At 60.1% G+C, this 26,996-nt stretch carries 25 protein-coding genes; 10 read left to right on the top strand and 15 right to left on the bottom strand.

Annotated features, from left to right (window positions below; translation table 11 throughout):
• Positions 1-100: 100 nt before the first annotated feature.
• Both BLU25_RS04395 and aroE read right to left on the bottom strand, forming a co-directional pair.
• The gene (locus BLU25_RS04395) at positions 101-1,543 is read right to left on the bottom strand and encodes an MFS transporter (RefSeq protein ID WP_016781174.1); all 1,443 of its coding nucleotides are present in this window, start codon (positions 1,541-1,543) and stop codon (positions 101-103) included.
• Positions 1,544-1,602: 59 nt separating this feature from the next.
• Positions 1,603-2,418: a shikimate dehydrogenase gene (gene aroE, locus BLU25_RS04390; RefSeq protein ID WP_016781173.1), complete on the bottom strand. Its 816-nt coding sequence runs from the start codon at positions 2,416-2,418 to the stop codon at positions 1,603-1,605.
• A gap of 204 nt (positions 2,419-2,622) precedes the next feature.
• On the opposite strand from aroE, the gene BLU25_RS04385 reads away from it, so the two are divergent.
• Positions 2,623-3,312: an HAD-IA family hydrolase gene (locus BLU25_RS04385; RefSeq protein ID WP_083369535.1), complete on the top strand. Its 690-nt coding sequence runs from the start codon at positions 2,623-2,625 to the stop codon at positions 3,310-3,312.
• Positions 3,313-3,379: 67 nt separating this feature from the next.
• On the opposite strand, the gene BLU25_RS04380 is transcribed toward BLU25_RS04385, so the two are convergent.
• Positions 3,380-3,850, bottom strand: a complete 471-nt coding sequence (locus tag BLU25_RS04380) for a hypothetical protein (RefSeq protein ID WP_016781170.1) — start codon at positions 3,848-3,850, stop codon at positions 3,380-3,382.
• Between the two features lie 151 nt (positions 3,851-4,001).
• On the opposite strand from BLU25_RS04380, the gene yghX reads away from it, so the two are divergent.
• Positions 4,002-4,886, top strand: coding sequence for a YghX family hydrolase (gene yghX / locus BLU25_RS04375; protein WP_016781169.1), 885 nt, complete (start codon positions 4,002-4,004; stop codon positions 4,884-4,886).
• 3 nt (positions 4,887-4,889) lie between these two features.
• Here the strand turns inward: yghX and BLU25_RS04370 are convergent, their stop codons facing one another.
• Together BLU25_RS04370 and BLU25_RS04365 are read right to left on the bottom strand one after the other, a co-directional pair.
• Positions 4,890-5,072 (bottom strand): DUF1289 domain-containing protein, encoded by a 183-nt coding sequence (locus tag BLU25_RS04370; protein WP_016781168.1) that lies wholly within the window; start codon positions 5,070-5,072, stop codon positions 4,890-4,892.
• A gap of 3 nt (positions 5,073-5,075) precedes the next feature.
• Positions 5,076-5,435 (bottom strand): hypothetical protein, encoded by a 360-nt coding sequence (locus BLU25_RS04365; protein WP_016781167.1) that lies wholly within the window; start codon positions 5,433-5,435, stop codon positions 5,076-5,078.
• A gap of 411 nt (positions 5,436-5,846) precedes the next feature.
• Between BLU25_RS04365 and mqo the strand changes: the two genes are divergently transcribed.
• Complete coding sequence (gene mqo, locus BLU25_RS04360) at positions 5,847-7,493, top strand: malate dehydrogenase (quinone) (protein ID WP_029611446.1); 1,647 nt, start codon at positions 5,847-5,849, stop codon at positions 7,491-7,493.
• An 80-nt stretch (positions 7,494-7,573) separates the two neighbouring features.
• On the opposite strand, the gene BLU25_RS04355 is transcribed toward mqo, so the two are convergent.
• The 7 genes from BLU25_RS04355 to BLU25_RS04325 form a co-directional block, all read right to left on the bottom strand.
• Positions 7,574-8,425, bottom strand: a complete 852-nt coding sequence (locus BLU25_RS04355; RefSeq protein ID WP_016781165.1) for a CAP domain-containing protein — start codon at positions 8,423-8,425, stop codon at positions 7,574-7,576.
• Positions 8,426-8,474: 49 nt separating this feature from the next.
• Complete coding sequence (locus BLU25_RS04350) at positions 8,475-9,155, bottom strand: hypothetical protein (RefSeq protein ID WP_016781164.1); 681 nt, start codon at positions 9,153-9,155, stop codon at positions 8,475-8,477.
• Between the two features lie 190 nt (positions 9,156-9,345).
• The gene (locus BLU25_RS04345) at positions 9,346-9,900 is read right to left on the bottom strand and encodes a UPF0149 family protein (protein WP_016781163.1); all 555 of its coding nucleotides are present in this window, start codon (positions 9,898-9,900) and stop codon (positions 9,346-9,348) included.
• 60 nt (positions 9,901-9,960) lie between these two features.
• Positions 9,961-10,317: a hypothetical protein gene (locus tag BLU25_RS04340; protein ID WP_016781162.1), complete on the bottom strand. Its 357-nt coding sequence runs from the start codon at positions 10,315-10,317 to the stop codon at positions 9,961-9,963.
• Between the two features lie 125 nt (positions 10,318-10,442).
• Positions 10,443-10,844, bottom strand: a complete 402-nt coding sequence (locus BLU25_RS04335; RefSeq protein ID WP_037001246.1) for a hypothetical protein — start codon at positions 10,842-10,844, stop codon at positions 10,443-10,445.
• A 26-nt stretch (positions 10,845-10,870) separates the two neighbouring features.
• Positions 10,871-11,326 (bottom strand): GNAT family N-acetyltransferase, encoded by a 456-nt coding sequence (locus BLU25_RS04330; protein WP_016781160.1) that lies wholly within the window; start codon positions 11,324-11,326, stop codon positions 10,871-10,873.
• A gap of 14 nt (positions 11,327-11,340) precedes the next feature.
• The gene (locus tag BLU25_RS04325; protein ID WP_016781159.1) at positions 11,341-12,321 is read right to left on the bottom strand and encodes a threonine dehydratase; all 981 of its coding nucleotides are present in this window, start codon (positions 12,319-12,321) and stop codon (positions 11,341-11,343) included.
• A gap of 85 nt (positions 12,322-12,406) precedes the next feature.
• Here BLU25_RS04325 and BLU25_RS04320 point away from each other — a divergent pair, with 85 nt between their 5' ends.
• The 3 genes from BLU25_RS04320 (at position 12,407) to BLU25_RS04310 (ending at position 14,691) form a co-directional block, all read left to right on the top strand.
• Positions 12,407-13,738 carry an aminotransferase-like domain-containing protein gene (locus BLU25_RS04320; protein ID WP_016781158.1) on the top strand — a complete coding sequence of 444 codons (1,332 nt, stop codon included), beginning with the start codon at positions 12,407-12,409 and terminating at the stop codon, positions 13,736-13,738.
• Positions 13,739-13,754: 16 nt separating this feature from the next.
• A complete protein-coding gene (locus BLU25_RS04315) occupies positions 13,755-13,979 on the top strand; it encodes a hypothetical protein (protein ID WP_016781157.1) in 225 nt (74 codons plus the stop codon).
• Positions 13,980-14,088: 109 nt separating this feature from the next.
• Positions 14,089-14,691, top strand: coding sequence for a YajG family lipoprotein (locus BLU25_RS04310; protein WP_016781156.1), 603 nt, complete (start codon positions 14,089-14,091; stop codon positions 14,689-14,691).
• A gap of 39 nt (positions 14,692-14,730) precedes the next feature.
• Here BLU25_RS04310 and BLU25_RS04305 read toward each other — a convergent pair whose 3' ends face one another.
• Both BLU25_RS04305 and BLU25_RS04300 read right to left on the bottom strand, forming a co-directional pair.
• Positions 14,731-15,408 carry an RES family NAD+ phosphorylase gene (locus BLU25_RS04305; RefSeq protein WP_016781155.1) on the bottom strand — a complete coding sequence of 226 codons (678 nt, stop codon included), beginning with the start codon at positions 15,406-15,408 and terminating at the stop codon, positions 14,731-14,733.
• Positions 15,408-15,809, bottom strand: coding sequence for an MbcA/ParS/Xre antitoxin family protein (locus BLU25_RS04300; RefSeq protein ID WP_016781154.1), 402 nt, complete (start codon positions 15,807-15,809; stop codon positions 15,408-15,410). The genes BLU25_RS04305 and BLU25_RS04300 overlap by 1 nt, the downstream gene beginning before the upstream one ends.
• Before the next feature lie 250 nt (positions 15,810-16,059).
• Between BLU25_RS04300 and BLU25_RS04295 the strand changes: the two genes are divergently transcribed.
• The 4 genes from BLU25_RS04295 to BLU25_RS04280 all read left to right on the top strand — a co-directional run bounded on the left by BLU25_RS04295 (position 16,060) and on the right by BLU25_RS04280 (position 21,624).
• A complete protein-coding gene (locus BLU25_RS04295) occupies positions 16,060-17,838 on the top strand; it encodes a type I secretion system permease/ATPase (protein ID WP_016781153.1) in 1,779 nt (592 codons plus the stop codon).
• On the top strand, positions 17,807-19,132 hold the full coding sequence (locus tag BLU25_RS04290) for an HlyD family type I secretion periplasmic adaptor subunit (protein WP_016781152.1): 1,326 nt from the start codon (positions 17,807-17,809) through the stop codon (positions 19,130-19,132). Before BLU25_RS04295 ends, BLU25_RS04290 begins: the two co-directional genes overlap by 32 nt.
• 2 nt (positions 19,133-19,134) lie before the next feature.
• A complete protein-coding gene (locus BLU25_RS04285) occupies positions 19,135-20,514 on the top strand; it encodes a TolC family outer membrane protein (RefSeq protein ID WP_029611444.1) in 1,380 nt (459 codons plus the stop codon).
• Positions 20,515-20,940: 426 nt separating this feature from the next.
• Entirely contained in the window at positions 20,941-21,624 is a 684-nt protein-coding gene (locus BLU25_RS04280; protein ID WP_029611443.1) for a response regulator transcription factor, read from the top strand.
• Between the two features lie 61 nt (positions 21,625-21,685).
• Here the strand turns inward: BLU25_RS04280 and BLU25_RS04275 are convergent, their stop codons facing one another.
• Complete coding sequence (locus tag BLU25_RS04275) at positions 21,686-26,818, bottom strand: T1SS-143 repeat domain-containing protein (protein ID WP_016781149.1); 5,133 nt, start codon at positions 26,816-26,818, stop codon at positions 21,686-21,688.
• Between the last annotated feature and the right edge of the window lie 178 nt (positions 26,819-26,996).

Below are 26,996 nucleotides of genomic sequence, written 5' to 3'. Positions count from 1 at the left end.
ATAATAAAGTCAGGCGATTCTTATAGTTATGTCGGCCTTTAGGGATGACCAATAACAAAGCCGCTGGCAACAGCGGCTTTGTTTGCAGGTTGTTCGCGCCTTAGCGGGGTAGCGAAGGGGCGACAGATTGCGGTGCAAGGTTCTGCTCGCTATGGCCGGGCATCATTTCCCACGCATCACGGGGCTCGTCCAGGTCGCGGTTGAGGGTTTCCGGGGTTTTGAAGGTGGTATACAGGGTAATCAGCGTCAGCAGTGACAGGTAGCAGGCAATCGGCAACCAGGCGCCGATACCGGCGCTGGCATCGCCATCATGGCTGGCCACGACCAGGGCGATGAGCCCGGCGCCAATTAATGGTGCTATGCCGCCAGCAATCACCGCAGAGGCTTCCCGGGCGATGGATACTCCCATATAGCGGTGGCGCGAGCCGAACAGCTCAGGCATCAGCGCCGCCTGGGTGCCAAACATGCCCCAGGTGCCGATGCCCAGGGCGATGGAGATGGCAATGATACTGGCCACCACGTTGCCCTGGCTCAGTACCCACCATACCGGGAAGGCCAGTGCCAGTTGCAGCAGGGCAAAGGCCCTGTACACCACTACACGGCCAAAACGGTCGCTGAGCTTGCCGGCAATCGGCACGGTCAGCGCGCCCAGGCTGGCGGCGCAGATCAGTGTCAGTACGCCCACTGGCCCTTGCAGGCCGACCACGCCCACGATGTAACTCACTGCCAGGGCCTGGTAAATCGACGAACCGCCGTTTTCGCCCAGGCGCAGGCCGATGCCCAGCAACAGCGTAGGTTTGGAATGTTTCATCGCGCTTTTGAGCGGGTTATCGCACACGCGCTTGAGTGCCTTGAGGCGGATAAAGGTCGGTGACTCCTTTAGCGACAGGCGCATGTACAGGCCCAGGGCAACGATCACCACGCTGCTGAAAAACGGTATGCGCCACAGCCCGCTTTCGAGCACGTTGTCACTGCTGCTGATGACCGCAAAGTACACCAGTGCGGCAAGGATAGTACCCAGTTGAATACCAAGAAACGGCAGCGCCGCGTAGAAGCCGCGGCGGCCTTGCGGGGCGTACTCGGTCATCATTACCGCCGCACCGGCTTGTTCGGCACCGGCGCCCAGCCCCTGGAGCAGACGCAGCACCACCAGCAGCACGGGGGCGAGGTAGCCGACCTGGCTGAAGGTGGGCAGGGCGCCAATCAGGGTGCTGGAAACGCCCATCAGCAGCACCGTGGAGGTAAGCACGAACTTGCGCCCCACGCGGTCGCCGATCATGCCGAACAGCACGCCGCCCAGCGGGCGGATCGCAAAGCCCAGGAAGTAGGTGCCAAAGCTGGCGATCAGGCTCATGGTGCGGGTTTGTTCAGGGAAGAACAGCGGGCCGAAAATCAGCGCGGCGGCCAGGGTGTAGAGGGCAAAGTCATAGTATTCCAGCGCGCTGCCCAGGGAGCAGGCCCAGGCGGCCCGGTGCAGGTCTTTCTTGGGTGCTTCGGTTTCGGGGACCAGGTCAATATCAGATGAACCATGTTCGTGAGTCATGTGGGTACCTTCTGGTAGGTGCCTTTACGGCATCTTGTTATCGATAGGCAGCAGGTTTTTTACAGATTCAACCTCTGTATTTCCTCGAGCATGGCCTGCTCCATGATGTCGATGGGCGCCTCCATGCCGGTGTACAACTCGATTTGTCGACAGGCCTGATGCACCAGCATTCGCGTGCCGGACACGGTGCGGCAGCCCAGCGCGGCCGCCTGCAGCAGCAAGGCGGTGCGCACGGGCATAAAGGCTACGTCCATGACAATCAGGTGGCTGGCCAGCAGCCCGTCCAACGGGTTGCTGTCGGGCTGCTTGAAGCCCACGCTGGTGGCATTGATCACGATGTCGAAATCTTGCGCGGCAAAGGTCTCGACACCGCCGCCCCAGTGCGCGCCCAGGTCTGAGCTCAGGACCTTGCCCCGTTCGCTGCTGCGGTTGAACACTGTGACCCGGGCTGCCGCTTGCAAACAGCCATAGACTACGGCCCGTGCTGCACCACCCGCGCCGATCACGGCAATCCGCTGCTTATTGAGCTCGCAGACTTCTTGCAGGGCGCGCACCGCGCCCAGGTAATCGGTGTTGTAGCCGGTGAGTACACCGTCGACATTATTGATGGTGTTGACCGCGCCAATGACCAGCGCGGACTCATCGATCGCGTCCAGATGCTCCATCACCACGGTTTTGTAGGGCATGGACACGTTCATTCCGCGCACACCCAATGTGCGGATGGCCGCGACGCCTGCAACCGGATCTTCGATGCCAAAACAGACAAAGGTGTAGTCCAGGCCCAGGGCCGCGTAGGCCGCGTTGTGGATTTTTGCAGAGAGGGAAAAGGGCGAGCCCATGATCGAACCGCACAGGGTTGGCAGGGACTGGGGCATGCGTGCCTCCTTGTTTTGGATTTATGAGTGGGGCAATAACCCCACTTTCAACCCCTCCTGCGCCGTGTGCCAATCGTATATGGTGATGTTGTGATCACGGATGCTGATCACCATCTGAGCCTGGGCGATTGACGATGCGTGCAGCACATTGAAGCTCTTGCGGTGTTATGGTGCTGAATCCTTCCTGCCAACGGATTTGTTGTGATGACTACACCGCGTGCTGCTGTCGGCCCGATCCAGGCCGTGATTTTCGATATGGACGGTTTGTTGCTGGATACCGAGGGCATCTACACCGAAGTTACGCAGATCATCGCCGAACGTTACGGTCGCACTTATGACTGGAGCATCAAGCAGCACATCATTGGTCGCGGCGCCCTGGACCTCGCCGAATTTCTGGTCAAGGCGCTGGAATTGCCGATCACCGCGCAGGAATTCCTGGTTATCCGCGAACCGCTACTAAAAGAGCGCTTCCCCAAAGCCGCGGGCATGCCGGGTGCCGAGGCGCTGGTGCGGCATTTGAAGGCACACAATATCCCGATAGCAGTAGGCACCAGTTCGTCGCAGCATTCATTTGCGCACAAGACCACCTTGCATGGTGAGTGGTTTGACCTGTTCGACACCATCGTCACTGCTGATGACCCTGAAGTGGGCGCGGCCAAGCCTGCGCCGGATATCTTCCTCACGGCAGCACGGCGCCTGGGCGTTGCGCCCGGGCAGTGCCTGGTGTTTGAAGATTCGCCCTTCGGCGTAACGGCGGCAAAAGCCGCCGGCATGACCGCCATAGCCGTGCCGGATGAAGCGATGGCCGACAGCAAGTACGCGCATGCCGACCAGATCATTCGCCAGCTGGCCGATTTTGATCTGGCGGCCTACGGTTTGCCGCCGATGCGTTGAGCGAGAGCAAACACTTTGTAGTCATTGACGAACGTCGCCTCGCTCCGCTCGTCAACGGCTACAGGGGTCACTGCACCGGCAGCTTTTCCAGTGCTGCACGCAGCTCGTCGGCGCTGGCAAATTCCTGTCGGGATACCAGGGTGCCGTTGTCCAGTTGCAGCCACAGCACCTTGTCTTCTGCGCCCGGATAGTTGGCAGCCACCTTGCCGTCGCGGTCGAGCACCACGCGGTAGCTGTAGTCACGCATGGCCGGGATGGCGATAAATTTGCCGATCAGCGAAGGCATACGCTGCACATCGGCAAGGAACACCACATTGCGTGCCTCCAGATAGCCCTTGGCCTGGTTCTCCAGTGCGGCCTTGACCAGTTTTGAGCCGTCCATATTGCGTGCTACCAGCAGCACCCGGGTTTTCTCGTTAAGGGTGTAGGGCTGGTCGTGCTGATCCTGCAAGGTCCACGGCGTCAGGCGCTCGCCGATATTCGCGGCCTGGGCCAGCATGGAAAAAGCGCTCAACAGCAGCACAAGTGCAATTTTCACCGTTCGATACCCCTTCAGTTAACTAGGTCTGGCCTGACAGGTTTCAGGCAGGGCCGGTATGGTATCCCACGGCGTCAGGTAAAAGGTCTGAGACGCATTTAGCTACAAAATGCTCTATGGTTAAGCGCACCCGGCCCAAGGAACTGCACTGATGACGCGTCTTACCGCGAAAGACTTTGCCCCCGAATTGCTTGAGCTCTATGACTACTACGCCCACGGCAAGATCAACCGCCGCGAGTTTCTTGATCGTGCTGCGGTGTTCGCCCTGGGTACGACAGCGTTATCGTTGCTGACGGCGTTGAGCCCTGACTATGCACTCGCCGAGCAGGTTTCCTTTACCGACCCGGATATCGTTGCCGAGTACATTCTGTACCCGTCGCCCAAGGGCAACGGCCAGGTGCGGGGTTATCTGGTGCGGCCAGCCAAGGCCACCGGCAAGCTGCCGGCCGTGGTGGTGGTGCATGAGAATCGCGGGCTGAATCCGTATATCGAAGATGTGGCCCGGCGCCTGGGCAAGGCGGGGTTTATTGCCCTGGCACCCGATGGCCTGACGTCGGTGGGTGGTTACCCCGGCAATGACGAGCAAGGCCTGGCGCTGCAGCAGAAGGTTGATCCGACCAGGCTGATGAATGACTTCTTTGCGGCGGTGGAGTGGTTGATGCACCACGATGCAAGTACTGGCAAAGTGGGCATTACCGGGTTCTGCTATGGCGGCGGGGTGGCCAATGCGGCAGCAGTGGCCTACCCGGAGTTGGGGGCGGCGGTGTCGTTTTACGGACGCCAGCCAGGTGCCGATGAGGTCAGCCGTATCCAGGCACCGCTCATGCTGCACTACGCCGGGCTGGATACGCGCATCAATGAAGGCTGGCCAGCCTTTGAACAGGCGTTGAAGGCCAACGGTAAAGTCTATGAGGCACATGTCTACCCGGGGGTGAATCACGGCTTTCACAACGACTCCACGCCCCGTTACGACGAGGCCGCTGCCACCCTGGCCTGGAACAGAACCCTTGACTGGTTCACCAAGTACCTGGCGTAGCGCTTAGCTGTTTTTTTTACGCAGGCTTTTGAGCCGTGCGCTAGCGCGCTGCACGGCGGCCATTTTTTCCGGGCGCTTCATGCCCCGCCATTTGCGGATGTCTTCCTTGGTACGCCCGCAACTCACGCACAAGTCGCCGCTAAGCTGGCAAACCGCAATGCACGGGTTTTCGATGTCTTTTGCCACGGCTCAGTTCTTCTGGGCCAAACGTTTTGGCCAGTTGCCGCCACAGCTGCGCTGGCATTCTTCTTCCGAGTCGAAATACACATGGGCCGAGCCGTTACGCACCTTGACGCCGGCATCCGCCAATGCCTGGGCCGTCAGTTCCCCCATAAAGCGCGCCTCGCCATCGGCCAGGGCGAAGTCTTTGCTGGCTTGCGTATCGAACACCCAGACCACCTTGAGGCTGGCCGGGAAGGCTTCGTAGTCGACCACATGGGTGAGCCAGGCAAACCCCGGGATCTGTGATTTGGCCGTTTCACAGGCCTCGGTCAGGGAGGTGATCAGGCGACGTTCGATCTGTGCCTGGGTGCGTTTGCTTAAAGACATGGGTGAATCCTGTTGATAGGCGGGGCAAAGCCGTGATTATACCTGAGCGCGGGGCTTGGCTACTGCTGCTTCGCCCAGAGTGCCACCTGAGGTAGAATGTCGCGGTTGAACGGCTGGCCGCCCTGGAGCGTCATGTCCACGCAGGTTCCCCGGAAGGAACCGCGAGCAGGCCGGACATCAAGGGAGTCGCATCTGCTGTACCCAAAATGTTACCCAAGTAGCTGAAGCCAAGACCAACAAGAGATCAGCGCCCAAGGTACATGAAGTGAGGTCTGTAACGTGCACAGGCCTTATATATCTGCCCGTTCGGGGCTTGAAGCTGGTTCGATTGCAGGTGACCGTCTGCAGTGGGCCAGGCAGCTTCAGGCACTGCGTGCCGGGCAGATGGCGTTTTATCTTAGGTACTACAACATGTTAAAAAAAATGAACAAGGGGCTACTGGGCCTGGCGCTGACCATGGGGATTACCTCCGTGCAGGCGGCAGAACCAAAACACGTGGATGTACTGCTGATCGGCGGCGGCATCATGAGCGCTACTCTGGGTGTCTGGCTCAATGAGCTGGAACCCGGCATGTCCATGGAGATGATCGAACGTCTCGATGGCGTTGCCCTGGAAAGCTCCAACGGCTGGAACAACGCAGGTACCGGTCACTCGGCCCTGGCAGAGTTGAACTACACGCCGGAAGACAAGAACGGCAATGTTGAGATCCCCAAGGCCATTGAAATCAATGAAGCCTTCCAGGTCTCGCGCCAGTTCTGGTCGTGGCAGGTCAAGAACGGCGTGCTGAAAGATCCGCGCTCGTTCATCAACTCCACGCCGCACATGAGCTTTGTGTGGGGCGACGACAACATCAAGTTCCTGAAAAAGCGCTACGAAGCATTGCAGGCCAGCCCTCTGTTCGCGGGCATGCAGTACTCCGAAGACCCGGTGCAGATCAAGAAGTGGGTTCCGTTGATGATGGAAGGGCGTGATCCCAACCAGAAAGTCGCGGCTACCTGGTCGCCGATCGGTACTGACGTGAACTTTGGCGAAATTACGCGCCAGTTTGCAGCCTACCTGCAAACCAAGCCTAACTTCTCGCTGAAGCTGTCGAGCGAAGTGCAAGACATCAAGCGCAACGAAGATGGTTCGTGGCGTGTGGTGTACAAAAACCTGAAAGACGGCAGCACAACCGAAACTGACGCCAAGTTCGTGTTTATCGGCGCTGGCGGCGGTGCCCTGCACCTGCTGCAGAAATCCGGCATTCCTGAAGCCAAGGAATACGCAGGCTTCCCGGTTGGCGGCTCGTTCCTGGTGACCGAAAACCCGACTGTTGCCGAGCAGCATCTGGCCAAGGCCTATGGCAAGGCTTCGGTTGGCGCGCCACCAATGTCGGTTCCGCACCTGGACACCCGCGTGCTGGATGGCAAGCGCGTCATCCTGTTTGGCCCGTTCGCAACCTTCTCCACCAAGTTCCTGAAAGAAGGTTCGTACTTCGACCTGCTGACCAGCACGACTACGCACAACATCTGGCCAATGACCAAAGTCGGTATCGAACAGTACCCGCTGGTTGAATACCTGGCCGGTCAGCTGATGCTGTCGGACGAAGACCGCTTCAATGCTCTGAAAGAGTACTTCCCGAACGCCAAGTCCGAAGACTGGCGCCTGTGGCAGGCTGGTCAGCGTGTGCAGATCATCAAGCGTGACGAAGAGAAGGGCGGCGTGCTGAAACTCGGTACCGAGATTGTCAGCGCCAAAGATGGCAGCATCGCCGGCCTGCTGGGCGCATCCCCGGGTGCCTCCACTGCGGCACCGATCATGCTGACCGTGCTCGAAACCGTGTTCAAGGACAAGGTTGCGACACCAGAATGGCAAGCCAAGCTGCACCAGATCGTGCCGAGCTATGGCACCAAGCTGAACGGCGATCCTGATCGCGTTGCTCAAGAGTGGGCCTACACGGCTGAAGTCCTGAAACTGACTCCACCACCGGCAATCCCGGCGGCGACTCACACTGCAACACCTGCTCAAGCGCCGGCCAAGCCTGCGCCAAGCAATCCAGCGGCTGACATGGCGCTGTAAAAAAACGGCCCCGCCCGATGCTGTTCGGGTGGGGCCGCTTTATTTGGCGTGACGTCCTCGTTCAACCTCCGCGCACTACCTCACTGGGTCCCGAACAGGGCCGTCCAGTAAATCCCCGCATCACTTTTCGGGTCTGTCGCATAGGCAGCACCCAGCTCGCGAAACTCAGGGTTCATCACATTGGCACAATGGCCAGGGCTTGCCAGCCAGCCATCGACCAGCTTGCGCGTGGTGTCTTGCCCGGCGGCGATGTTTTCGCCGATCTGTTGCGCGATATAGCCCGCCAGTTCCGCACGATCCCCCGGGGTGCTGCCATCACGGCCCTTATGATCGAAATAGTTGTTGTTGGCCATGTCCCGCGAATGATTTTCGGCAGCGCTGGCCAGGTTGCTGTTCCAGGTCAGGGGCGCGGCGGGGCTGAAGGTCTGGGTGCCGCATTGGCGGGGTTGGTTGCGGGCACTGTTGAGCATCTCGAGGACTTTTTGCCCTTCGGCCTGCCAGTCACCCAAGCGTGCCGCCAGCAGCGGGCGGGCCAGAACGATGCGCCAGTCGCGCTGGTCGTGGCTGACGCCGATATCGACAAATTGCGGGTCGAGCACCACGCGACAAAAGCTTTCCTGCACGGCTTTCATGGCGGCTTGCGCATCGCGAGGGCCGGACAGGTTGATCGCCTGCACATTGACCATCGGGTAGGCCGCCCGGGCAAGGGCTTGCTGCAAATCGCCGAAGCTGCTGGCCGGCAGCACCAGGCGGGTGTCGGCCGACAGCGGCGGCAACTCTTGCGATGGCTGCCCGGCGCACAGCTGAATCTGGCTGCGGTAGGCGTTGATCGATTCGATCAGTTGCGATTCTTCGCTGGCCACGGCGCCAACGCTGAACGCCAGACCCAGGCTCAAGGCGCCGAGACGGTTCAGGGTGAAGTGAGCACGCATACGGGTTCCCTCTAAACGGAGTGCGCCCATGATGCGTTATTTCACCCGGTTAGTCTTTTGCCTGTGCCACGAAGGCTTTGGCCCTGGCGGTCAGTTGGTCGATCTGGCGGTCACGCTTTTTCTCGGCGTCGAGCATGGCCTTCTTGCCGTTGCGTTGCAGCAGGTAGGTATGGATCTGGCGTACTTCGGTGGACTGGTAGATCGCGGCTACGTCGAGCACACCCATCAGGCCATCGCTGCTGTGGTCGCGTGTGTTCATCAGCACTTGCGGGCCGCGCGTGCCGATGACTTGCAGGCCCATCGCCTCGAATGCGGCGACCTTGCCCACGCTGCAGGTCAGTTCGGTGTGAGGGTAGCGACGCACCACCTGCGCGACCATCGCCCGGGTCACACCCTGCTGGCGATGGCTGGCCAGTTCGGCCATATAGGCAATGCCGCAGGCCTGGGGATCGTCCTTGACGGGCAAGTACAGGGCGAAGCCGGTCACTTTTTCCGGGTCCTGGTCGTCAGTCGCGACCAGCAACTCAACGTCAATGCCTTTGGATCCATCGAGTGCCTGCAGGTACAAGTGCACTTCAAAGCCGATGGCGTATTGATAGATGCTGTACAGCAGATTGCTCGGGGCGATTTCCATCGCACTGATATCGCTCAGGTGATCGACCACCAGTTGCAGGATCTGGCTGTTGATCGGCTCGCTGACCGGGGTATTGAAATGGGTGAGGAGGGGCATGGCATGGTTTCTATAGTGTGCCGCAGGACAATTCGTAGCAGCTGCCGAAGGCTGCGTCCGATTGCAAAGCGATTGTAAAAACGCGGTACGAGGTTTACCTGGATGGCCGCGGTGGCTGATCTTACGACGGCTTCGCCGCCGGACGCAGCCTTCGGCAGCTGCTACAAAATCAAAATCAGCTTCGCCGAGGTCAGCGCTGACTCAACCAAAAGTCATGCAGCGCCCGCGCGGCGGGGGCAATGGCAGCAACGCTCTGCTGATGGGCGGCTACGTCGAGGTCGGCGGGCAGTTCGAAGTTGTCCTTCTCGGCGCAGTCGGCGATGGCTTGCAGCAGGCGTGCTTGCGGTGCCGGCAGTGCTGGCCAGTTGCTGATGGCTACTGCGCGGGTGTAGCCGAAGCACCACTCTTCAGCCAGGGTCACGTCCTGGCCCAGATGTTCGGTCTGCTCGAAACGCGGTGTGAATGCGCTGCTGTCCTCAGCCAGTTGCCGGGCCAGGGTATTGATATGACGCACACTCAGTTCGATGAACTGTTTGGCTTCTTCAGGGCTTTCCCAGGCCGGGTTCTGACCGCCCCAGATCGCCGGGAACCATTCGCCAATATCGACCTGCATCGGGCTCGAAACCAGCGCGGTGAAGTAACCGTCGAGTTCTGAAGGGTTGAGCACGGAGTGATCGTCGCCGTATTTGAGCAACGTGTTTTCGATCACATCAAAGTCGCTGGCGTTCAGGGGTTGCGATTGCATGTTCGGGCTCCTTGGAGGGGGCGGTACAGCGGGCGATCGGTGGAGATCGCCGGTGCGAAGTCAGTCCACGGAAACGATAGACTGGAGCTCAAAGTATTTAAAGCCGGCTTTGGCCAGGGCCTTTTTGGCCTCTTGCTCAGCATTGAAGCGGCTCAGATCCTTGGAGTCATGCACAAACAGGGTTTCATCGCCGTCAAACACCTTGGTCACCCGCATGGTGACGCGAAGAATCGGGCCGCTGCGCTTTTTCGGCGCAGGTGATGGCGCCTTGGCAGGTGCCGCCGCTTTTTTTACAACCGGGGCGATTTTTTCGGGGGCAGGTTCAACGTCGAATTCAACCTCAGGTTGAACCGGGGTAGCAGGCAGATCAAGGCCGAGCGCTCTGCGCATGTCGTCCTCGGTGAATCCGGCACTCATTGATAGCTCTCTGATAATTTTAAAGAGGCGCTTATAGGGCCGCGGTTCGGGTTATGGCAAGAAAATTTGATCATTTGCTACAAATTACCGCTTATTCAGGGTTTTTTGCGTTTATTGGATCCAATTTAGCTGTCGCGCAACAAGCCATGACCATCCAGCAGTTTGTAAGCAATTTCGGGGCGTTTTTCCAGGGCGCGGCGAATGGCAGCCGGAATGGCCTGGCGGGTTTTACGGCACAGCCCCGGCTGCTCGGCAAGGCGGATGGCAATGCCGCGCATGGTGCGCACTTCGGTATGGCCGGGGTCGATCAGCACCTCAATGCCCAATTGCTCATGCATGCGCCGCTGCATATGTTCCAGGTCGCTGAGGCTTTGTATGTTCTCCAGCCGCTCCAGCAGCACCTTCTCGGCCTGGCGCGTGAGGTTGAAGATCCGCAGGTCGCTGTCAGGTGCTGCCAACAGCTGTTCCCGCTCGCAGATGCAGGCGCCGGGTGGGCAGGGTGAACGTAGCGTCACGGAAGGCGTCATGGCGTTGAGCATAGCTGCCCCGGGTTTTAGTCGTCCAGACGCAGGGCCATGATCACCGTACGCTCGGCCCCGTGGTACTCGTCGCGCACTTTCTCAAAGCCCAGTTGCGCATAGAAAGACTCCGCCGTCAGCGAGGAGGGCACCCGCAGTTCTGCAATCTGCGCAGCAATGGCGGCGTCCTTGAGGCGCGCCATCAATTGCTGGCCTATGCCACGGCCCTGATGGTGCGGGCTGACGAACACACTGCGCACCACCGCCTGATCCAGGCTGGCAGTGCCCACGACCTGCTGTTCTAGTACGGCTACATACATCTGGCGTTGTTGCATCAGATTCAGGATCGAGGTCGGGCAGAAGTGCTGCTCGACAGCGCTGATTACCTGCGGGGCATAGTCCCGGGCGTTGGACTCACGCAAGGCGGCGATCACCACGTTGCTGACGGCTTGGGCATCGACTGGCAGGGCACGGCGAATCAGGCACTGCATACAGGCTCCTTGCTCTAGTGCGGTTGGGCCGCCGTGCCAGCCCCGTCGGCCAGCACCCAGGCGTAGAGCTGGCGATCGATATTGGCACCGCTGAGAATCAGCGCCACGCGGCGGCCTTGCTGGCGCGACTGCTCGCTGATCAACCCGGCCAGCGCTGCGGCCCCGGCCCCTTCGGCGGTGTTGTGGGTAGTTTCATGGTAGACCCGAATCCCGTGGGCGATCTGCTGATCGGTGACCCGAATGATTCGCGCCGCGCCTTTGCGGATAATATCCAGCGCTTCTGGCAGCGGTTGGCGACACGCCAGGCCGTCGGCGAACGTGCGCGCAGAGTCGGTACACACCACACGGCCCTGTTCAAAACTTTGCGCAAACGCATCGGCGTGACTGGACACCACCCCGACAATCTCGGTGTTCAGGCCCAGCAGGTCGCGGGTCTGGATCAGTCCGCAGATCCCCGAACCCATGCCGATGGGGACATACACCGTGTCCAGCTCTTCGACGGCTTCGAGCAGTTCCAGCGCATAGGTGGCCACGCCGCGGATCAGGTCCGGATGAAAGGCCGGCACCAGGTGCCATTGCCGGTTTTGCGCCAATGCCGCCGCTTCGGCCCGCGCTTCATCGAAGTCCTGGCCGCATTCAATCACGGTTGCGCCCAATGCCCGCATGGCGGCGTTTTTTTCAACCGAGTTGCCTTGCGGCACCACGATATGGATCGGCAGGCCCACACTGCGGGCCGCCAGCGCCAGGCTTTGCCCGTGATTGCCGCGGGTGGCGGTGACCAAGCCTGTGGTGCCTGGCTCGCGGGCCAGCAAACCCTGCACATACAAAAGGCCACCCCGCACTTTGAAGGCACCGGTGGGGGTGTGGTTTTCATGCTTGACCCACACCGTGCAACCCATGCGTTCGGTCAGCAAAGGCCAGGCCAGCTGCGGGGTTGGCGCCAGGGTCTGGTGTACGGTGTGGGCGGCGAGGCGAAGGGCATTCAAGTCAAACATGGCGCACCGTCATCGAGGGATTTGACTCGATTCTAGGCACAACGCATTGTATGGGCCGACCCTTATATTGCATGGCCAACAATAAATGTGGATACCGACGCTCACCGACACGGACCAGCCGCGCTACCTGGCGCTGGTCGATGCCATTACCCGGGCCATTGCCTGTGGCGAACTGCAACCCGGAGCGCGCTTGCCCCCTCAGCGGCGTCTGGCCTGGGCGCTGGGCTGGAACCCCAGCACCACCATGCAGGCCTATCGCGAGGCAGCGCGGCGGCATCTGGTGGCGGGTGAGGTGGGGCGTGGCACCTATGTGCTGGCCAGCAGCCAGGAGGCGACCCTGTTCAGGCTGCAACACGCCGACGAACAGGCCAGCCGTATCGATCTGCGCACCAACGTGCCCGCCATCGACCACCTTGGTGAGCAGGATGCGCAAGCCTTGTCCTGGTTGCTCGACAGTCGCCAGGCAATTCGCTTGCAGGGCTATCTGAGTGCTGCCGATCTGCTACAGGCGCGGGTCCAGGGCGCCGCCTGGCTCAAGGGCCGCGGGCTGGATTTGAGTGTGGAGCAGATCATGCTCTGCACCGGTGCCCAGCAAGGGTTGTTTACCGTGCTGCTGTCGTTGTGCCAGGCGGGCGATACGGTGCTGGTTGAAGCCTTTACCGCGCCGGGGATCAAGGCCGCCTGCGCGCAGTTGCGTTTGCCCATGCAAGGGGTGGCGATGGACGATGAGGGGATCCTGGCGCAGGACTTCGAAAGGATGATTCGTGCCACCGGGGCGCGGGTTGCCGTGTTGACCCCGACCCTGCAAAACCCAACTGCGGCGGTGATGAGCAGTGAACGCAAACAGGCGATTGCCCGGATCGCCAGGCATCATGGTGTGCAGGTGATTGAAGACGATGTATACGGTGCGCTGACCGCCAGCCCGCCGTTGTACCGCTATATGCCCGAGCTGGGAGTCTTGATCACCAGCCTGTCCAAGACCGTGTCGGCGGGCGTGCGCCTGGGCTGGATTGTGGCGAGCCCGTCTGTGCTGGCGCGTATCGATCCTTATGCGCAGTCGGCGCATTGGGGCGTATCGCCGCTGTGCCTGGCTATCGCCTGCCAATGGATCAGTGATGGCACTGCGCAAGCGCGACTGCAGTGGCAAACCGCGGAAGTGACCCGGCGCTGGCGCCTGGCAAGAAAGCTGCTGGGGCCGGCAATGGACCCGGCAGACGCACCATCGCCGCATATCTGGGTGACGCTGGCAGGCGGCGCCGAAGCCTGTCGTGCCGTTGGGGTTGAGGTGGTGCCCGCGGATGTTTTTGCGGTTAAATCCACCCCAAGCCATGCGGTGCGCATCAGCCTGACGGCGGCTGCCAGCGCCCAGGTGCTGAAAGTGGCGCTGCAGCGGATTGCATGCCTGCAACACCCCTGACTATCCAAGGACCCCCATGCGCAGAGAAATTGGCTACTGGCACCGCGAAGGTCGCGAGCTGTTCTATTACCTGGAATTCAAGCCCGATACCGCCGAGTTTTACCTGACGTGCGAACACACGCCCGCCGAAGGCGAGGGCAGTGTGCGCTCGGTATTGCTCAGTGAGGCGCGCGGCGAGCGTTACTACGAAGATGCGTTGCTGATTATCAAGGAGGAACTGTTCAGGCAATACACCCTGTGAGCGGGGATCGCGGTCAATGTTCCGGTTGGTGGCTGGGGCAAGATGTGCCGATAATGCCGCGGGCCCGACAGGTGTCGGGTCAGGATGTTGCCATTCAAAGGAGCTGTAAATGCGCGTGTTTTATATCTTTACCCTGTTGGGCAGCTTGCTGCTGGCCGGTTGCGCCAGCAACCCGATGGCCCCGGTAGCCGACCAGGCGGTGCAGGCCCCGAGCCCCGACATGGCACAAGTGGTGTTTATGCGCGATGCCTATACCGGCAAAGCCATTGTCTCTTCACTGTATGACGTGACCGATGGCCAAACCCGTTTTATCGGCGTAATGGCCAATGGCACCAAGATCGCCCACCCGACCACCCCTGGCAAACACACCTTTATGGTGGTGTCCGAAGCGGCTGACTTTATGGAGGCCGATCTGGTGGCTGGCAAAACCTACTACGCGCTGGTTACGCCGCGCATGGGGTTGTGGAAGGCCCGGTTTTCCCTGTGGCCGATCAGCAATGAGCCGGATGCGGCCCACAGCTTGAAGTCCAATAACTTCAAGGGCTGGGTCGAAGACACCGATCTGGTCACCAACTCGCCGAAATCCCTGGCCTGGTACCAGCGGGTCAAGGCCAGCGTCGAGAAAAAGCGCGCGGAGTACTGGCCGGTTTGGCAGGAAAAAAGCGCTGAGGCTATTGCCGAGCGCACGCTCAAGCCAACGGATGGTTTGTAACACCTGAGCCGGGGCGGTGGCATTTATGTCGCCCTGGTCTTACCTCGGCACTTCGCTGAGTTGCAGCACCCAGGCAATTGCCTGCGCCTTGCCATCCCACACATAGCGAAAATGCTGGCCCTGCACCGGTAACGAAAGCGCCGGAGGGCGAAACGCTGCCACGCACTCGTGGCCGCTCAGCCGCACGCTGTTGTACAGCAGGCCCCAGGCGCCTTCTGCACGCAGTGGCCGGGCAAAATCCTGGCTCAGGCCATAACGGGCAGGTGAGGGATCGTGCAGGTCGGCAACGCCGCGTATATCGATCATCGGTTGTACAACGCGGTTGATATAAGTCCGCAAGGTAATTTCAATACTGGGCTCGCGGGTGGCCCGCCAGAACTGTTCCTGGTGAAAACAGGTTTCAGCAATGGCCGCCTCGACGCTGCTGGCGCAGTAGTACACACCATAAGTGCCATCGGTAAAACGACTGGCCCGGCCAATATGGGTAAAGGCGGCCATGACGGGTGTCGACCCTTCGCCGCACAACCGGTCTTGCGGCTTTACCCGCTGCAGGACGCCAGCCTGGTCACGCAGACGGTCATTGGTGAGGCTTTCAAGGACAAAGGCGATCTCCAGGTCGGCCGGGTCCAGGGTGTCTTCAAATACTGAAATGGGCGGGAAGGCGCTGTTGACGATGCGATAAGCCCTGGTCCATTCAGGCAGCACTGCATCAGGCATCAGCCGCGCACTCCATCCAGATAGCGGCGCACATCCGCCAGATCGACCACCTGGCCGGCGAGCATGTAGCCCAGGGCGCTCTGGCCATTGAAGGGCGCTGCGGTATTGGGTTTGTGTACCCATTGGTAGGCCCGTTCCGGGGTGTTACTGAACAGGATACGCAGTGCCTTGTGAATGCCCATCAAGTACGAAATGCGCTCCAGGGTATCGTGGGGCAAGCGCACGTTCGGCAGTTTTTTGTATTTGAAGTAGGTGGTGTTGCCAATGGCGCCAAGCAGGGTGCACTGCTGGTCCTTGGTGCAGCCCCAATGCTCCATCAGATTGAAGAAAAAGGTCAGGGCAACTCGGCCAGCATCACCGCTGGTGATGTCCGGTTCAGGGTTATGGGCGACTAGCTGCATGACGGCCTCCATAGGGGTCTATAAAATCAGCCTACTCCAGATATGTATTAATTCAAGGATTTCATCCGTAACCGAATGTTTAACCGATAAGCCGGGCAGTGGGTGATTTTGCCCTGAGGGGGGATGTGCCTGAGCGCGTATCTGTCAGCCATTGGCTGGCGGTGCTGGTTTCGTGAGGTGTGATGCTGCGCACACCGCCCGGCCATGATCTACGCTTCACTAACGAAGGCTTTCAAAGCTGGAATTTTCAATGCGTAGCCCATCTGAAAACAGCCTGCACAATGCGTTGAAAGCCTGCCGGGAAAGCTTTCTCTCTGTCGGTTTTTTCAGCTTCTTTATCAATGCGTTAATGCTCGTTCCCACCTTCTATATGTTGCAGGTCTACGGTCGCGTGATCCCCAGCGGCAGCCTGACCACCCTCACCATGTTGACGCTGATCATGACCGGGCTGGTGATTACCCTCGGCTGCCTTGAGTGGACGCGATCGCGGATCATGGTCCGGGTCAGCAACCGCCTCGACATGCTGCTCAGCCGCCAGGTCTACAAGGCCAGTTTCAAGCGGGCCCTGGAAAGCGGCGGGATGGACGCCTCGGCCCAGCCGCTCAACGATTTGACCGGCCTGCGCCAGTTTCTCTCCGGTAACGGCCTGTTCGCCTTTTTCGATGCGCCCTGGCTGCCCATCTATATCGCCGTGATGTTTATGTTTCACCCCTGGTTCGGCTGGGTGGCGACAGGCAGTGCGCTGTTGTTGCTGGTGCTTGCGTTTATCAATGAAAGGCTGACCGGGCCAACGCTGGCCCAGGCCAACAAGGAGCATATTGGCGCTTCGCTCTACACCACAAAAAACCTGCGCAATGCTGAAGTCATCGAATCCATGGGCATGCTTGAAACCCTGATGGAACGTTGGTGGAACCGGCAAAAAAATGTGCTGATGCTGCAATCCCGGGCCAGCGACAAAGGGGCCATGATCAGCACGCTGTCCAGGTCGTTCCGGATTCTGGTGCAGTCGCTGATTCTCGGTCTGGGCGCTTATCTGGCCGTGGATCATCAGGTGGGGGCCGGGTTGGTGTTTGCCGGGTCGGTATTGCTGGGGCGCGCACTGGCGCCCATCGATCTGATCATCGGCAGCTGGAAGGGCTTTATTGCCGCGCGTTCGCAGTACGCCCGGCTCAATGCCATCCTGGCCAAGCAGCAGGCCCAGCCCGAGCGCATGCGATTACCGGCGCCCAAGGGCGATGTGCAGGTCGAGAACCTCAGCGTTGCGGCTCCCGGTTCCAATATCCCGATCATCAAGAACATCAGCTTCAGCGTGCCGGCCGGTTGCGTGGTCGGCATTATCGGCCCCAGTGCCGCCGGCAAGTCGACCCTGGCCAGGGCGCTGCTGGGCATCTGGGCCCCGCTGCATGGCGTGGTGCGCCTCGATGGCGCGGATATCAGCGCCTGGGACAAACATGACCTGGGCCCCCATATAGGCTACCTGCCCCAGGATATCGAGCTGTTCGAAGGCAGCGTCAGCGACAACATTGCCCGCTTTGCCCTGGTCGATCCAGAGCAGGTCATTCTTGCGGCCACCACGGCCGGTGTACACGACATGATCCTGCTGTTGCCCGATGGCTATGACACCGTGATTGGCGGTGACGGCGTGGTGCTTTCCGGCGGGCAGCGCCAGCGTATCGGACTGGCCCGTGCCCTGTACGGCAGCCCGCGGCTGATTATCCTCGATGAGCCCAACTCCAACCTTGACGAAGTCGGCGACCGTGCCCTGATCGCCGCCCTTCATAACATCAGGCTCTCAGGCGCCACCCTGTTTGTGATTACCCACCGCACCAACATTGTGTCCCAGCTTGACCGGCTCATGGTGATGAGCAACGGCGGCATCAGTCTGTTCGGGCCGCGTGAGCTGGTGCTGAACGAGCTCAACGCACAGCAGACACCCAAACAGGCCATGCAGTCTGATACCGCCATGGCTTCGGTGGCTAACGGCAAGGACAGTTTCGATGAACCCCATGACCCCAATTCAATCAACTGACCATTTTGCCGAACTGACCACCTGCGATCGAAAAATCCGGCGCCTGGGGTTTGCCGTTGTATTGCTGACTTTTGGTGTGTTTGGCATCTGGGCTGCATTCGCACCGCTCGATGGTGCCGCCTATGCACCCGGTGTGGTAACCGTGCAGGCGTATCGCAAAACGGTGCAGCACCTTGAAGGCGGCATCGTCAAGGAGGTGCTGGTGCATGACGGCGATATTGTCAAACCGGATGACCCGCTGATCATTCTCGACGATACGCCGCTGCGCTTCGAATACCAGATGACTCGCGGGCAACTGATTGCCGCCAAAGCGATGGAGGCCCGGCTGGTTGCAGAGCGGGACAGCCTGCCCGAGATTGTTTTTGAACCGCTGGCCCCTGCCGACAAGCTGCGCGGTAGCGAAGCGCGCCAGGGCGAGATCCGTGTGTTCAACGCGCAACGCGGTTCGCGCCTGGGCCAGATTGCCGTGTTGCAAGAGCGTATTGACCAGTTGAATGAGCAGATCAATGGAACTCAGGCGATTATCGGCGCCAAGGGGCATCTGGACAGGTCTTACAGCGGCGAAATCGTCGAATTGACCGATCTGCTGGCCCAGGGTTTTGTCGACAAGCAACGCCTGCTGGAGCAGGAGCGCAAGCGTCAACTGCTCAGGTCCGAAGTGGTCGAGCACCGATCCGCAATCACCACCTCACGGCTGCAGATCAATGAAACCCGGTTGCAGATCCTGCAAATCGACAAGGACTTCAATGCCGAAGTGGTCAAGCAACTGGCCGAAATCCAGAGCAAAATTTACGACCTGCAGGAGCGGGCCGCGGCCCTCGAAGACCGTCTGGGTCATATCGTGATTCGCGCCCCCGAAGCGGGCATGGTGATCGGCATGACCGTGCATACGATCGGCGGCGTGGTACGCCCGGCGACCCCACTGCTGGACATTGTGCCGTCAGTGTCGGGGCTGGTCATAGAGGCCCAGGTGGCGCCGGTGGACATTGATCGAATTGCCATTGGCAAGCGTGCTGATATTCGTTTTGGCGCGTTCAACAGCGCCACCACGCCAGTGATCGAGGGCGAGGTCAGCAGTGTCTCGGCGGACCGGCTGATCAATGAAAAAACCGGGGCCGGTTATTACCTGGCACGGGTCAAGGTGACCAAGGCCGGCGAGCACACTCTGGGGGAGCGCAAGTTACTGCCAGGCATGCCTGCTGACGTGTTGATCATTACCGGGCAGCGCACGCTGCTGCACTATCTGCTGCAACCGGCGCGCAATGCCATCTCACAATCGATGATCGAGGAATGACCATGCAAGTGACTGCACGTGTGCTGGGCGGTTTGTTCGGGCTTGCCGCGGGGGTTGCCCTTGTGCAAGCCGCCGTGCCGGCGCCAGAAGGGGTCAGCGCCTCGACATTCACCACCGACCTGATGCAGTTGTATCGCGAGGCACGTTTGCAAGATCCGCGAATACTGGCCTCCCGTGCGCGGGCGCAAGCGGGGCAGGAGTACCAGCGCGAAGCCTTGGGGACGCTGTTTCCGCAGGTTGCGCTCAATGCCGGGGCGAACCGGATCCACCAGGAAAACGAGCTGGTGCAGCAGAGTTTCGACAGTGAAATCTACAGCCTGGTATTGCGCCAGTACCTGTACAACAAGTCCGCCTGGGAGAATTACCAAAAATTCAAAAGCATGGCCAAACAGTCTGATTCCGAAGCCCTTGAGGCACAGTCCGAAGCCACTGTGGAGCTGGCCCGGCGTTACTTCACGGTTTTGGCCGCCGAGGACGAGCTGGAGCTGATTCAGGCCGAGTTGCGCACCACGCAAAAAAGCCTGGACCGGGTCAACGCGTTGTATGCCAAACAGTTAGCCCTGATTACCGATCAGTTGGACCTCAAGGCTCGTGTCGACGGGCTGGCGGCACAGGTACTGGATGCGCGCAACCAGGTCAGTGTCAGTCGCGCGGCGCTGGCCGAGATTGTCGGACGGCCGGTCAAGGAGAAGCTCAGTCGCGTGCGTGACGATGTGCAGTTGCGCGTCTCGGCGCAGAGCCTGGAAAGCTGGGTGCGCGAAGGGATCGCGCAAAATCCGGCGCTCAAGGCCAATGAAAGCGGGGTTGAAGTAGCTGGCGCGGCGTTGCGCGGTGGCAAGGGTGGCCACTACCCGACACTGAGTCTGACCCTTAGCGCGCAGCAGTCCAACGAAGGCTACAACAACGCCCTGGTGCCGCGGACCGACAGTTATGTGGCCGGGATCGGCCTGCAGGTGCCGATATACAGCGGCGGCTCTACCTCGGCACGGGTGCGCGGTCTGTATCAGGATCAAATCGCGGCCGAGCAACAGCTGGAGTCGGTACAGCGGCGGGTGGTCAAGGAAATCACCAGCGCCTACCTGACGGCCGATACAAGCGCAGAGAAGATCAGTGCCAGTCGCAATGCCCTGGCCTCGGCACAGCTGTCCAGAGCCGCTGCAGAGAAAGCGTTCGGCTACGGGATGGTCAATGCCGTCGATGTGTTGACCAGTGTGCGTAACGAATACCGGGCTCATAGAGATTTGCTCAAGACCCAGTACGACTTCGTTACCAATGTCATTACGCTTAATCGCTGGGCGGGAAACCCCCCTGGGGATAGTGTCGCAAGCGTTAACCTCTGGCTGAATCCGGGTAGCCCCGGGCCGGATATTGCCTCCCCATAGTGGCGCCAGTTAATTGACTTTCTTGCGTATCTGTTAGCTTGGCGTTACACCATCTGTCTGTTTTTTTGACGCATATGTCATATGTCATGCATGCCGCACGCCCCCCCGTCCGCGCGCTTAAGGCCTTGATTTGCGTGGGTTGCTGAGCTTTTGCAGGAAAAGCTGCCAGGCGCCTGAAAGAAGCGTGCTTGCCCAACTGCAGTGCAGGCAGCCGCGGCAGCACGCAGCTCTGTCCTAGACTTACCTGACAGCCCGAGGGAGAACATCAAAAGGCGCAAGCTATTGATAATTATTCCTGTTTATTTCGCTTCAATGGTTTTGCCCGGTGTTGGCCAGTACGTGCAACCTGAGCCGGAGCAGTAAATGGCACTATTCGTACGGGCAACGGGTAGGGGTGTTTGATTGTTCAAGGGAGTCAGGAAGGTAATGCCGCCTCTCAGAAAACCCATACGCGTGATGCTGATCGACTGTCGCCCCCTTGTTCTCAGGGGGCTTCACGACTTGATCAATGCCAGGAAGCCTCAAATGGAAGTGAGCGGCCAGGCCACCACCTATACCCATGCGCTTGACCTTGCCGATCAGTTGCGGCCCCATGTCATCTTCTTCAGCTTTTTTCCGGACGCCCTGAACCCGCTGGCAGTCATCAGCCAACTCACCCGCAGCACCGGGATGAAAGTGCTGGTGCTCAAGGGGCTGTACGACGTCATACCCGCAGCCCAGGCAATGGAAGCGGGTGCTCGTGGCATCGTGCTGGCGGAAGATCCTACAGAGTCGATCATCCTTGCCATCATCAAGGTCCACTATCGTGACACCGGGCTCAACCGGGCCTGGACCGGCGGGCTTGGCAACTATGCCGCGAGCGGGCACACGGTGTTGAAACACAATCTGGAGCTGGAGAAACAATCGCGCCTGACCTTGCGCGAGAGAGAGCTGATTCGCGCCATCGTGCACGAACCCTCGGCCAAGTACATGAGCATTGCCGGGAACCTGGGCATCAGCGAACACACCGTGCATAACCATCTGAGCAACATCTACCAGAAGCTTGACCTGATCAACCGGACGGACTTGCTGATGTACGCGATCAAGCACGGGCTGTTTGACGGTCAATAACGGTCAGTCAAAAAAAGGCCTGGCTCCTTATGGGAGCCAGGCCTTTTGCTTGCTGCGACATTTAGACAATGTCAGTCGGAGCAATATCAGTCACACCCACCAGCTTGATAATGCTGGTGATCCCCGTACCGTCACCGTCGTATGCCAGATAGCCGTCGCCTCCAACGACGCCAAAGTAGTAGTTGGTGGTGCCGTTGAGCGCCGTATCGGCTGCCGTGATAAAGGCCGCCACGTTGGCCGCAGGGGCCGCCACTTCCGTATAGTTCGCCCCTGTACCTGCGGTCGGGAAGTTCAGCGTATCCACCCCGGAAGTGAAGCCGGCGGAGATCACAGCCGTTGCCGCAGTCAGTGAGCCATCGGTATCCAGGCCGCTGAAGTTGAAGGTGTCGGCCCCCACACCACCGGTGAAGGTCTTGTCCCCTTCAATGGTCACATCCAGGGTCTGGGCGGGGGTTGCATCGGCATCCGCATCCGTCACCACGACATTGAAGGTCAGATGGGCATCCGGCGTCGTCGACGTTACGAAGCCCAGGTCGGTGATCTTGACCACATCGCCATCCCAGGTTCCTGCTTCACCGGCTTCAACAGGGTTGCTTTTACTGCCCTCGCCGGACTCGTTGCTGAAGGTCAAGGTGTTGCCGGTACTGGCCCCGCTGACACCCACATTGCCATTGAGGTTGTAGCCGCTACCGGTGACACCCTCGGTGGAAACCAGCACCTGCAGGCCCTGGATCAGGTAGTTCTCGTTGCCGAAATTATAGTCATTGCTTTCGACAATCACTGCACCGTCGTTCTGATCCAGAGTGATCCCGTAGGCTGCCGGGTTCGCTATCGGGTGGAAGTTATTGGGTGAAGTCGAGGCGTTTTTTATGATGATGTCTTCGCTGTCGACAATGATCGCCCGGGTGATCAGGCTATTGTCATCAGGATCGATCAGCTTGAGCACCAGTATCAGGTCCTCGCTGCCGATACCGTCGAACTTGACGTAGATCCCTTTGCTGGTGGCCGTGGGCGCTGCGGTTGTATCACCGAACGGGCTGGCGGTGAAGAAGTCCAGGTCCATTACCTCGCCTTGCTGGATGGTGTCACCGGCCACGCCTGCGGCGGTCCCGGAAACACTCACCCATGAGGTTGCAGCAGAGAACAGCTCGCCGGGGACGAAGGCGTTGTTGCCACCTGCCATGATGTTATTGGCACCCGTGCCTGAACCCTGTTCGGCGAAACCGCTGAACTGCACAAAGAAGTCATCGGCCAACTTGGCCACCGACACCGGCGGTTGCTGGTTGATGGGCGTCGTACCGCCAATGTTATAGCCGGTAAAACCCTGTGCGGCGGAGGTTTTCAGGATGCTGAAGCTGTCGATATCGTCCGCCAGGCTCAGCGTGTAGGTGTCTGCCACCTTGTCAAAGGTCATGGTGCCGGTTGCGTTGGTCAGCGCGCCCAGCGTCGGGTTGTTGGAGACGTAGGTGAAGGAGAGGTTGAACACCGCACTGGTGTCTGACTCCGAGGCCCATGTCACCACTTTGTTGGTGATGGCAGTGGTGCCTACCGTGCTGTCTCCCATGCTTACGGACAAGTCGCTGTTTGCGGAGCTGTAGACTGTCCCAAGGCGGTCATCCGCGCCGATGTCATAGGCAAATACGCCAGTGCCGCCGGGGGTTGGGTTGCTGGAGTTGGCATAGACCACATTGGACTTGGCCGTTACCACAGGTGAGTCGTCATCCACAGTAATCAGCAGGCCGTTGGCGGCGGCTGTGACGCTGTCGCCGTCGTAGTCCGTGGCGTTGATTGCCGTGCCCAGAGCGATGTTCAGATCGTTCTCGTTCTGGCCGGCGGCATGGTCGAGTTGATCGAGCAGCATAAAGGCATAGGCCCCGGTCGCCGCCTGCACGCTGAAGGTGAACACCGAATTGCCGGCCCCGGCAGAAGCGGTCAGCAACCAGGTGTTGCTGCCCGCGTCATAGGTAGTGGCATAGGTCACGGTGACACCGCCGCTTTTCAGGCCCAGTGCCGTCAGGCCGTTGGTGGTCAGGGAATAACTCAGCGGCTCGTCCGCACCGGACTGGAACAGGGCGCTGACATTGCCGCTGGCCAATACGATTTCCCCGGCTACGTCCCCTGTACCGCCCGGGATACCATCGCCGGGGCCAGAGTCGGCCGCGCCTTCGTGTACACCGTCTTCGTCCACCGTGCCGGTGAGCAGATTGATCGATGCGATTGGCGTGTCGTCATCCACCGTGATCACCAGGCCGTTCGCCGCTGCTGTGACGCTGTCGCCGTCAAAGTCGGTGGCGTTGATGGTGGTGCCGAGGGCGATGGTCAGATCATTCTCGTTCAGGCCAGTGGCATGGTCGAGTTGGTCCACCAGAGTGAAGGCATAAGCGCCGGTTGCGGCGTGCAGGCTGAACGTGAACACCGTATTGCCTGCACCGGCCGAGGCCGTGAGCAGCCAGGTGCTGCTGCCTGCGTCAAAGCCGACTGCGTAAGTGACGGCTACGCCGCCGCTCGTCAGGCCCAGTGCCGTCAGGCCGGTGGTGGTCAGCGAGTAGTTCAGTGCCTCGTCCGCACCGGACTGGAACAGGGTGCTGACATTGCCGCTGGCCAGCACGATTTCCCCGGCCACGTCCCCTGTACCACCAGCGATACCATCGCCGGTGCCAGCGTTAGCCGCGCCTTCCACCACACCGTCTTCGTCCACGGTGCCGGTGAGTTGATTGATCGTGGCGATTGGCGTGTCGTCGTTCACCGTGATCACCAGGCCGTTGGCGGCTGCCGTTACCGTATCACCGTCAAAGTCAGTGGCATTGATCGCAGTGCCAAGGGCAATGCTCAGATCGTTTTCGTTCAGGCCAGAGGCATGATCGAGTTGATCCACCAGGGTAAAGGCATAAGCCCCCGTGGTTGCATGCAGGCTGAATGTGAACGCCGTATTGCCCGCACCTGCCGAGGCAGTGAGCAGCCAGGTGCTGCTGACAGCATCAAAGGCCACGGCATAGGTGACGGTTACTCCGGCGCTTTTCAGGCCCAGTGCTGCGAGGCCGTTGGTGGTCAGCGAGTAGCTCAGGGCCTCGTCCGCACCAGACTGGAACAGGGTGCTGACATTGCCGCTGGCCAGCACGATTTCCCCGGCCACGTCCCCGGTACCACCGGCGATACCATCGCCGGGGCCAGCGTTAGCCGCACCTTCGAGCACACCGTCTTCATCTACCGTCCCCGTGAGCTGGTTCAGTGTGGCGATGGGCGTGTCGTCGTCCACCGTGATCACCAGTTTCTGCGCCGTAGCGGTGACCGAGTCGCCGTCCTTGTCGGTGACCTTCAGCACCGAACCCAGCTGCAGCAGCAATTCGTTTTCGCTGTTGTCGCCGCCCACCGTATCCGGGTGGTCGAGTTGATCGAGAAGGGTGAAGGTATAGCTGCCGTCAGAGGTATTGGTCAGCTCCAGCTTGAAGACGGCGCGGTCAGTGGCGGCGACATATTCGGCAGCAGCGCCGACATAGCCCCACAGGGTGTTGCCGATCACGTCATATTTAACCGTCTCGCCCTTGGAGGCCAGCGCCACTGCAGTCGCGGCGCTGTCAAACACTTGCACGCCGGAGGTGTCATTGGACAAGGAGTAGCTCGCCGGTGCATCGGTACCGGAGGTGAACACAGTGGCCACAGTGCCGGAGGCCGATGCAGGAACCAGCAGGCCCGCGTCGCCGACACCGCCGTCGATGCCACCGGCCAGGCTGTCTTCATCCACCAGTGCCGTAACCGGCAGCCCGGCGGCGGCAGGGCCGTCGTCTTCAAAGTTCAGTTGACTGCCGACTTCCTGAGGCACTGCCACCACATTGGGCAGATGGAAGCCGCCGATATCGAACGTGGAGTTGCCGGTGCCGCTGTTTTCAATCACCACGCGGTTATGGGTGCCATCAACGGTGTATTGCAGGGAGAAGTTGGCTTCAAAGCCGACAATCGTTGCGGTGCGGTCAAGCCCTGCATTGCTGGTAGTGAAGGTCACACTGATGCTGCCGAGCGTGGTATTGGTCGTGACCCCGGTCAGGCCTGCGATGGCCACCCCGTTGGCGCCAATTACCGTGACGCTGGCGATATAACCAAGATTGTCGGCCCCGTTCACCGCATGACCATTGCCGTCGAGCAGGCCGTCATAGTAGGCCGAGCCGACTTCCAGGCCCGTGGTAAAGGCGCTGATGGTGGCTGCGCAGGTTTTTGGCGGCGTGGCCTGGGCGATGATAATGGTTGCACCGCTTGCCGCGAAGAGCCCGCCAAACAGGATATTGCTTTCGTTGGTCGCCTCACCATGGGTCAAGTCTGGCACGGTGTAGCGCGCGTCCGGGTTGGTGATAAAACTGAAAATCATGCCTTCGCCAGCCTTGATCCCCTGGCTGTTGGTACCGATGGTGGTCGGCCCTGCGCCCTGGCTGGTGTTGACGGTGTCAGCCTGGTTGGCGGGTACCTGGTCCGGGTCCATGCCGGTAACGATCAGGCCTGTGGTGCTGCCACCTGCCTTGAACATCAGAAAACCGTTTTGCCCGGAGGGCAAGCCGGCGAAATCAAAGGCCAGATCCTGGCTGGCTGTCACCCAGAGGTGGTTGGTCATGTCGACCACATCGTCGGGGTTGGCGGTATCCGGATGCATCAGCTGTTCTTGCTGCACCATCCACACCTTGGCCCCGGTTGCTGTCTGCTCGAGATAGGCGGCGAAGATGATGGTGCCGTTCGGGTTGGCCAGATCGTCGTCGGGGGCAGGTGTAGCACCCTCACTACCGGCACGGCCCAGCACGATATTGTTGTTGGTGTCCGAGTAGAGAAATATTTTCGTGCCATCGAGGGTATACAGGCCGCTCCAGTCCGAGCCGCCATTGGCGTTGCCCGAATCGCCCAGCGCCTTGCCCTGGGCATCGGTAAAGGCCAGGTCTACATAGGTGCCGGTAATGGTGATCAGGTCGGCACCGGTATTGCCGGCAGCGCCGGAATAACCGCTCAGCGCCGCATTTTTGACCGGGGTGGCGCCCAGCAGGGCGAACAGCCGGGACTCGAACGGGAAGGGCAGATCGCCGGTATCGTCGGTAGCATTGATGGCCGCGACAGTTATGTCGTTATCGTTGATATCTTCGATATCGGTGGAGGTGGCGGCGTTCTGTAAACCGCTCGTTTCATCGACCGTGATGCTGCTGTTCAAGATGATAGCCATGGTGCTCTCCTGGCGGATTACGGTCACAGGGCTGACCGCTGGGAATTTATTGCGACAGAAATCAACTATGGATTTGCGCGTCAGCTTGCGCATCGGCTGATACTCCCAGGCGGACTGGGAGTATCGGCCTATCTGGCAGGGAGAAGGGCCGCGGGCATGCCAGGAGATTTTTGGCCTG

This window comes from Pseudomonas fragi, assembly GCF_900105835.1.
Classification (GTDB): domain Bacteria; phylum Pseudomonadota; class Gammaproteobacteria; order Pseudomonadales; family Pseudomonadaceae; genus Aquipseudomonas; species Aquipseudomonas fragi.
Note: the sequence above shows the minus strand (reverse complement) of the source record. Positions and strands in the feature narration are given on the sequence as shown.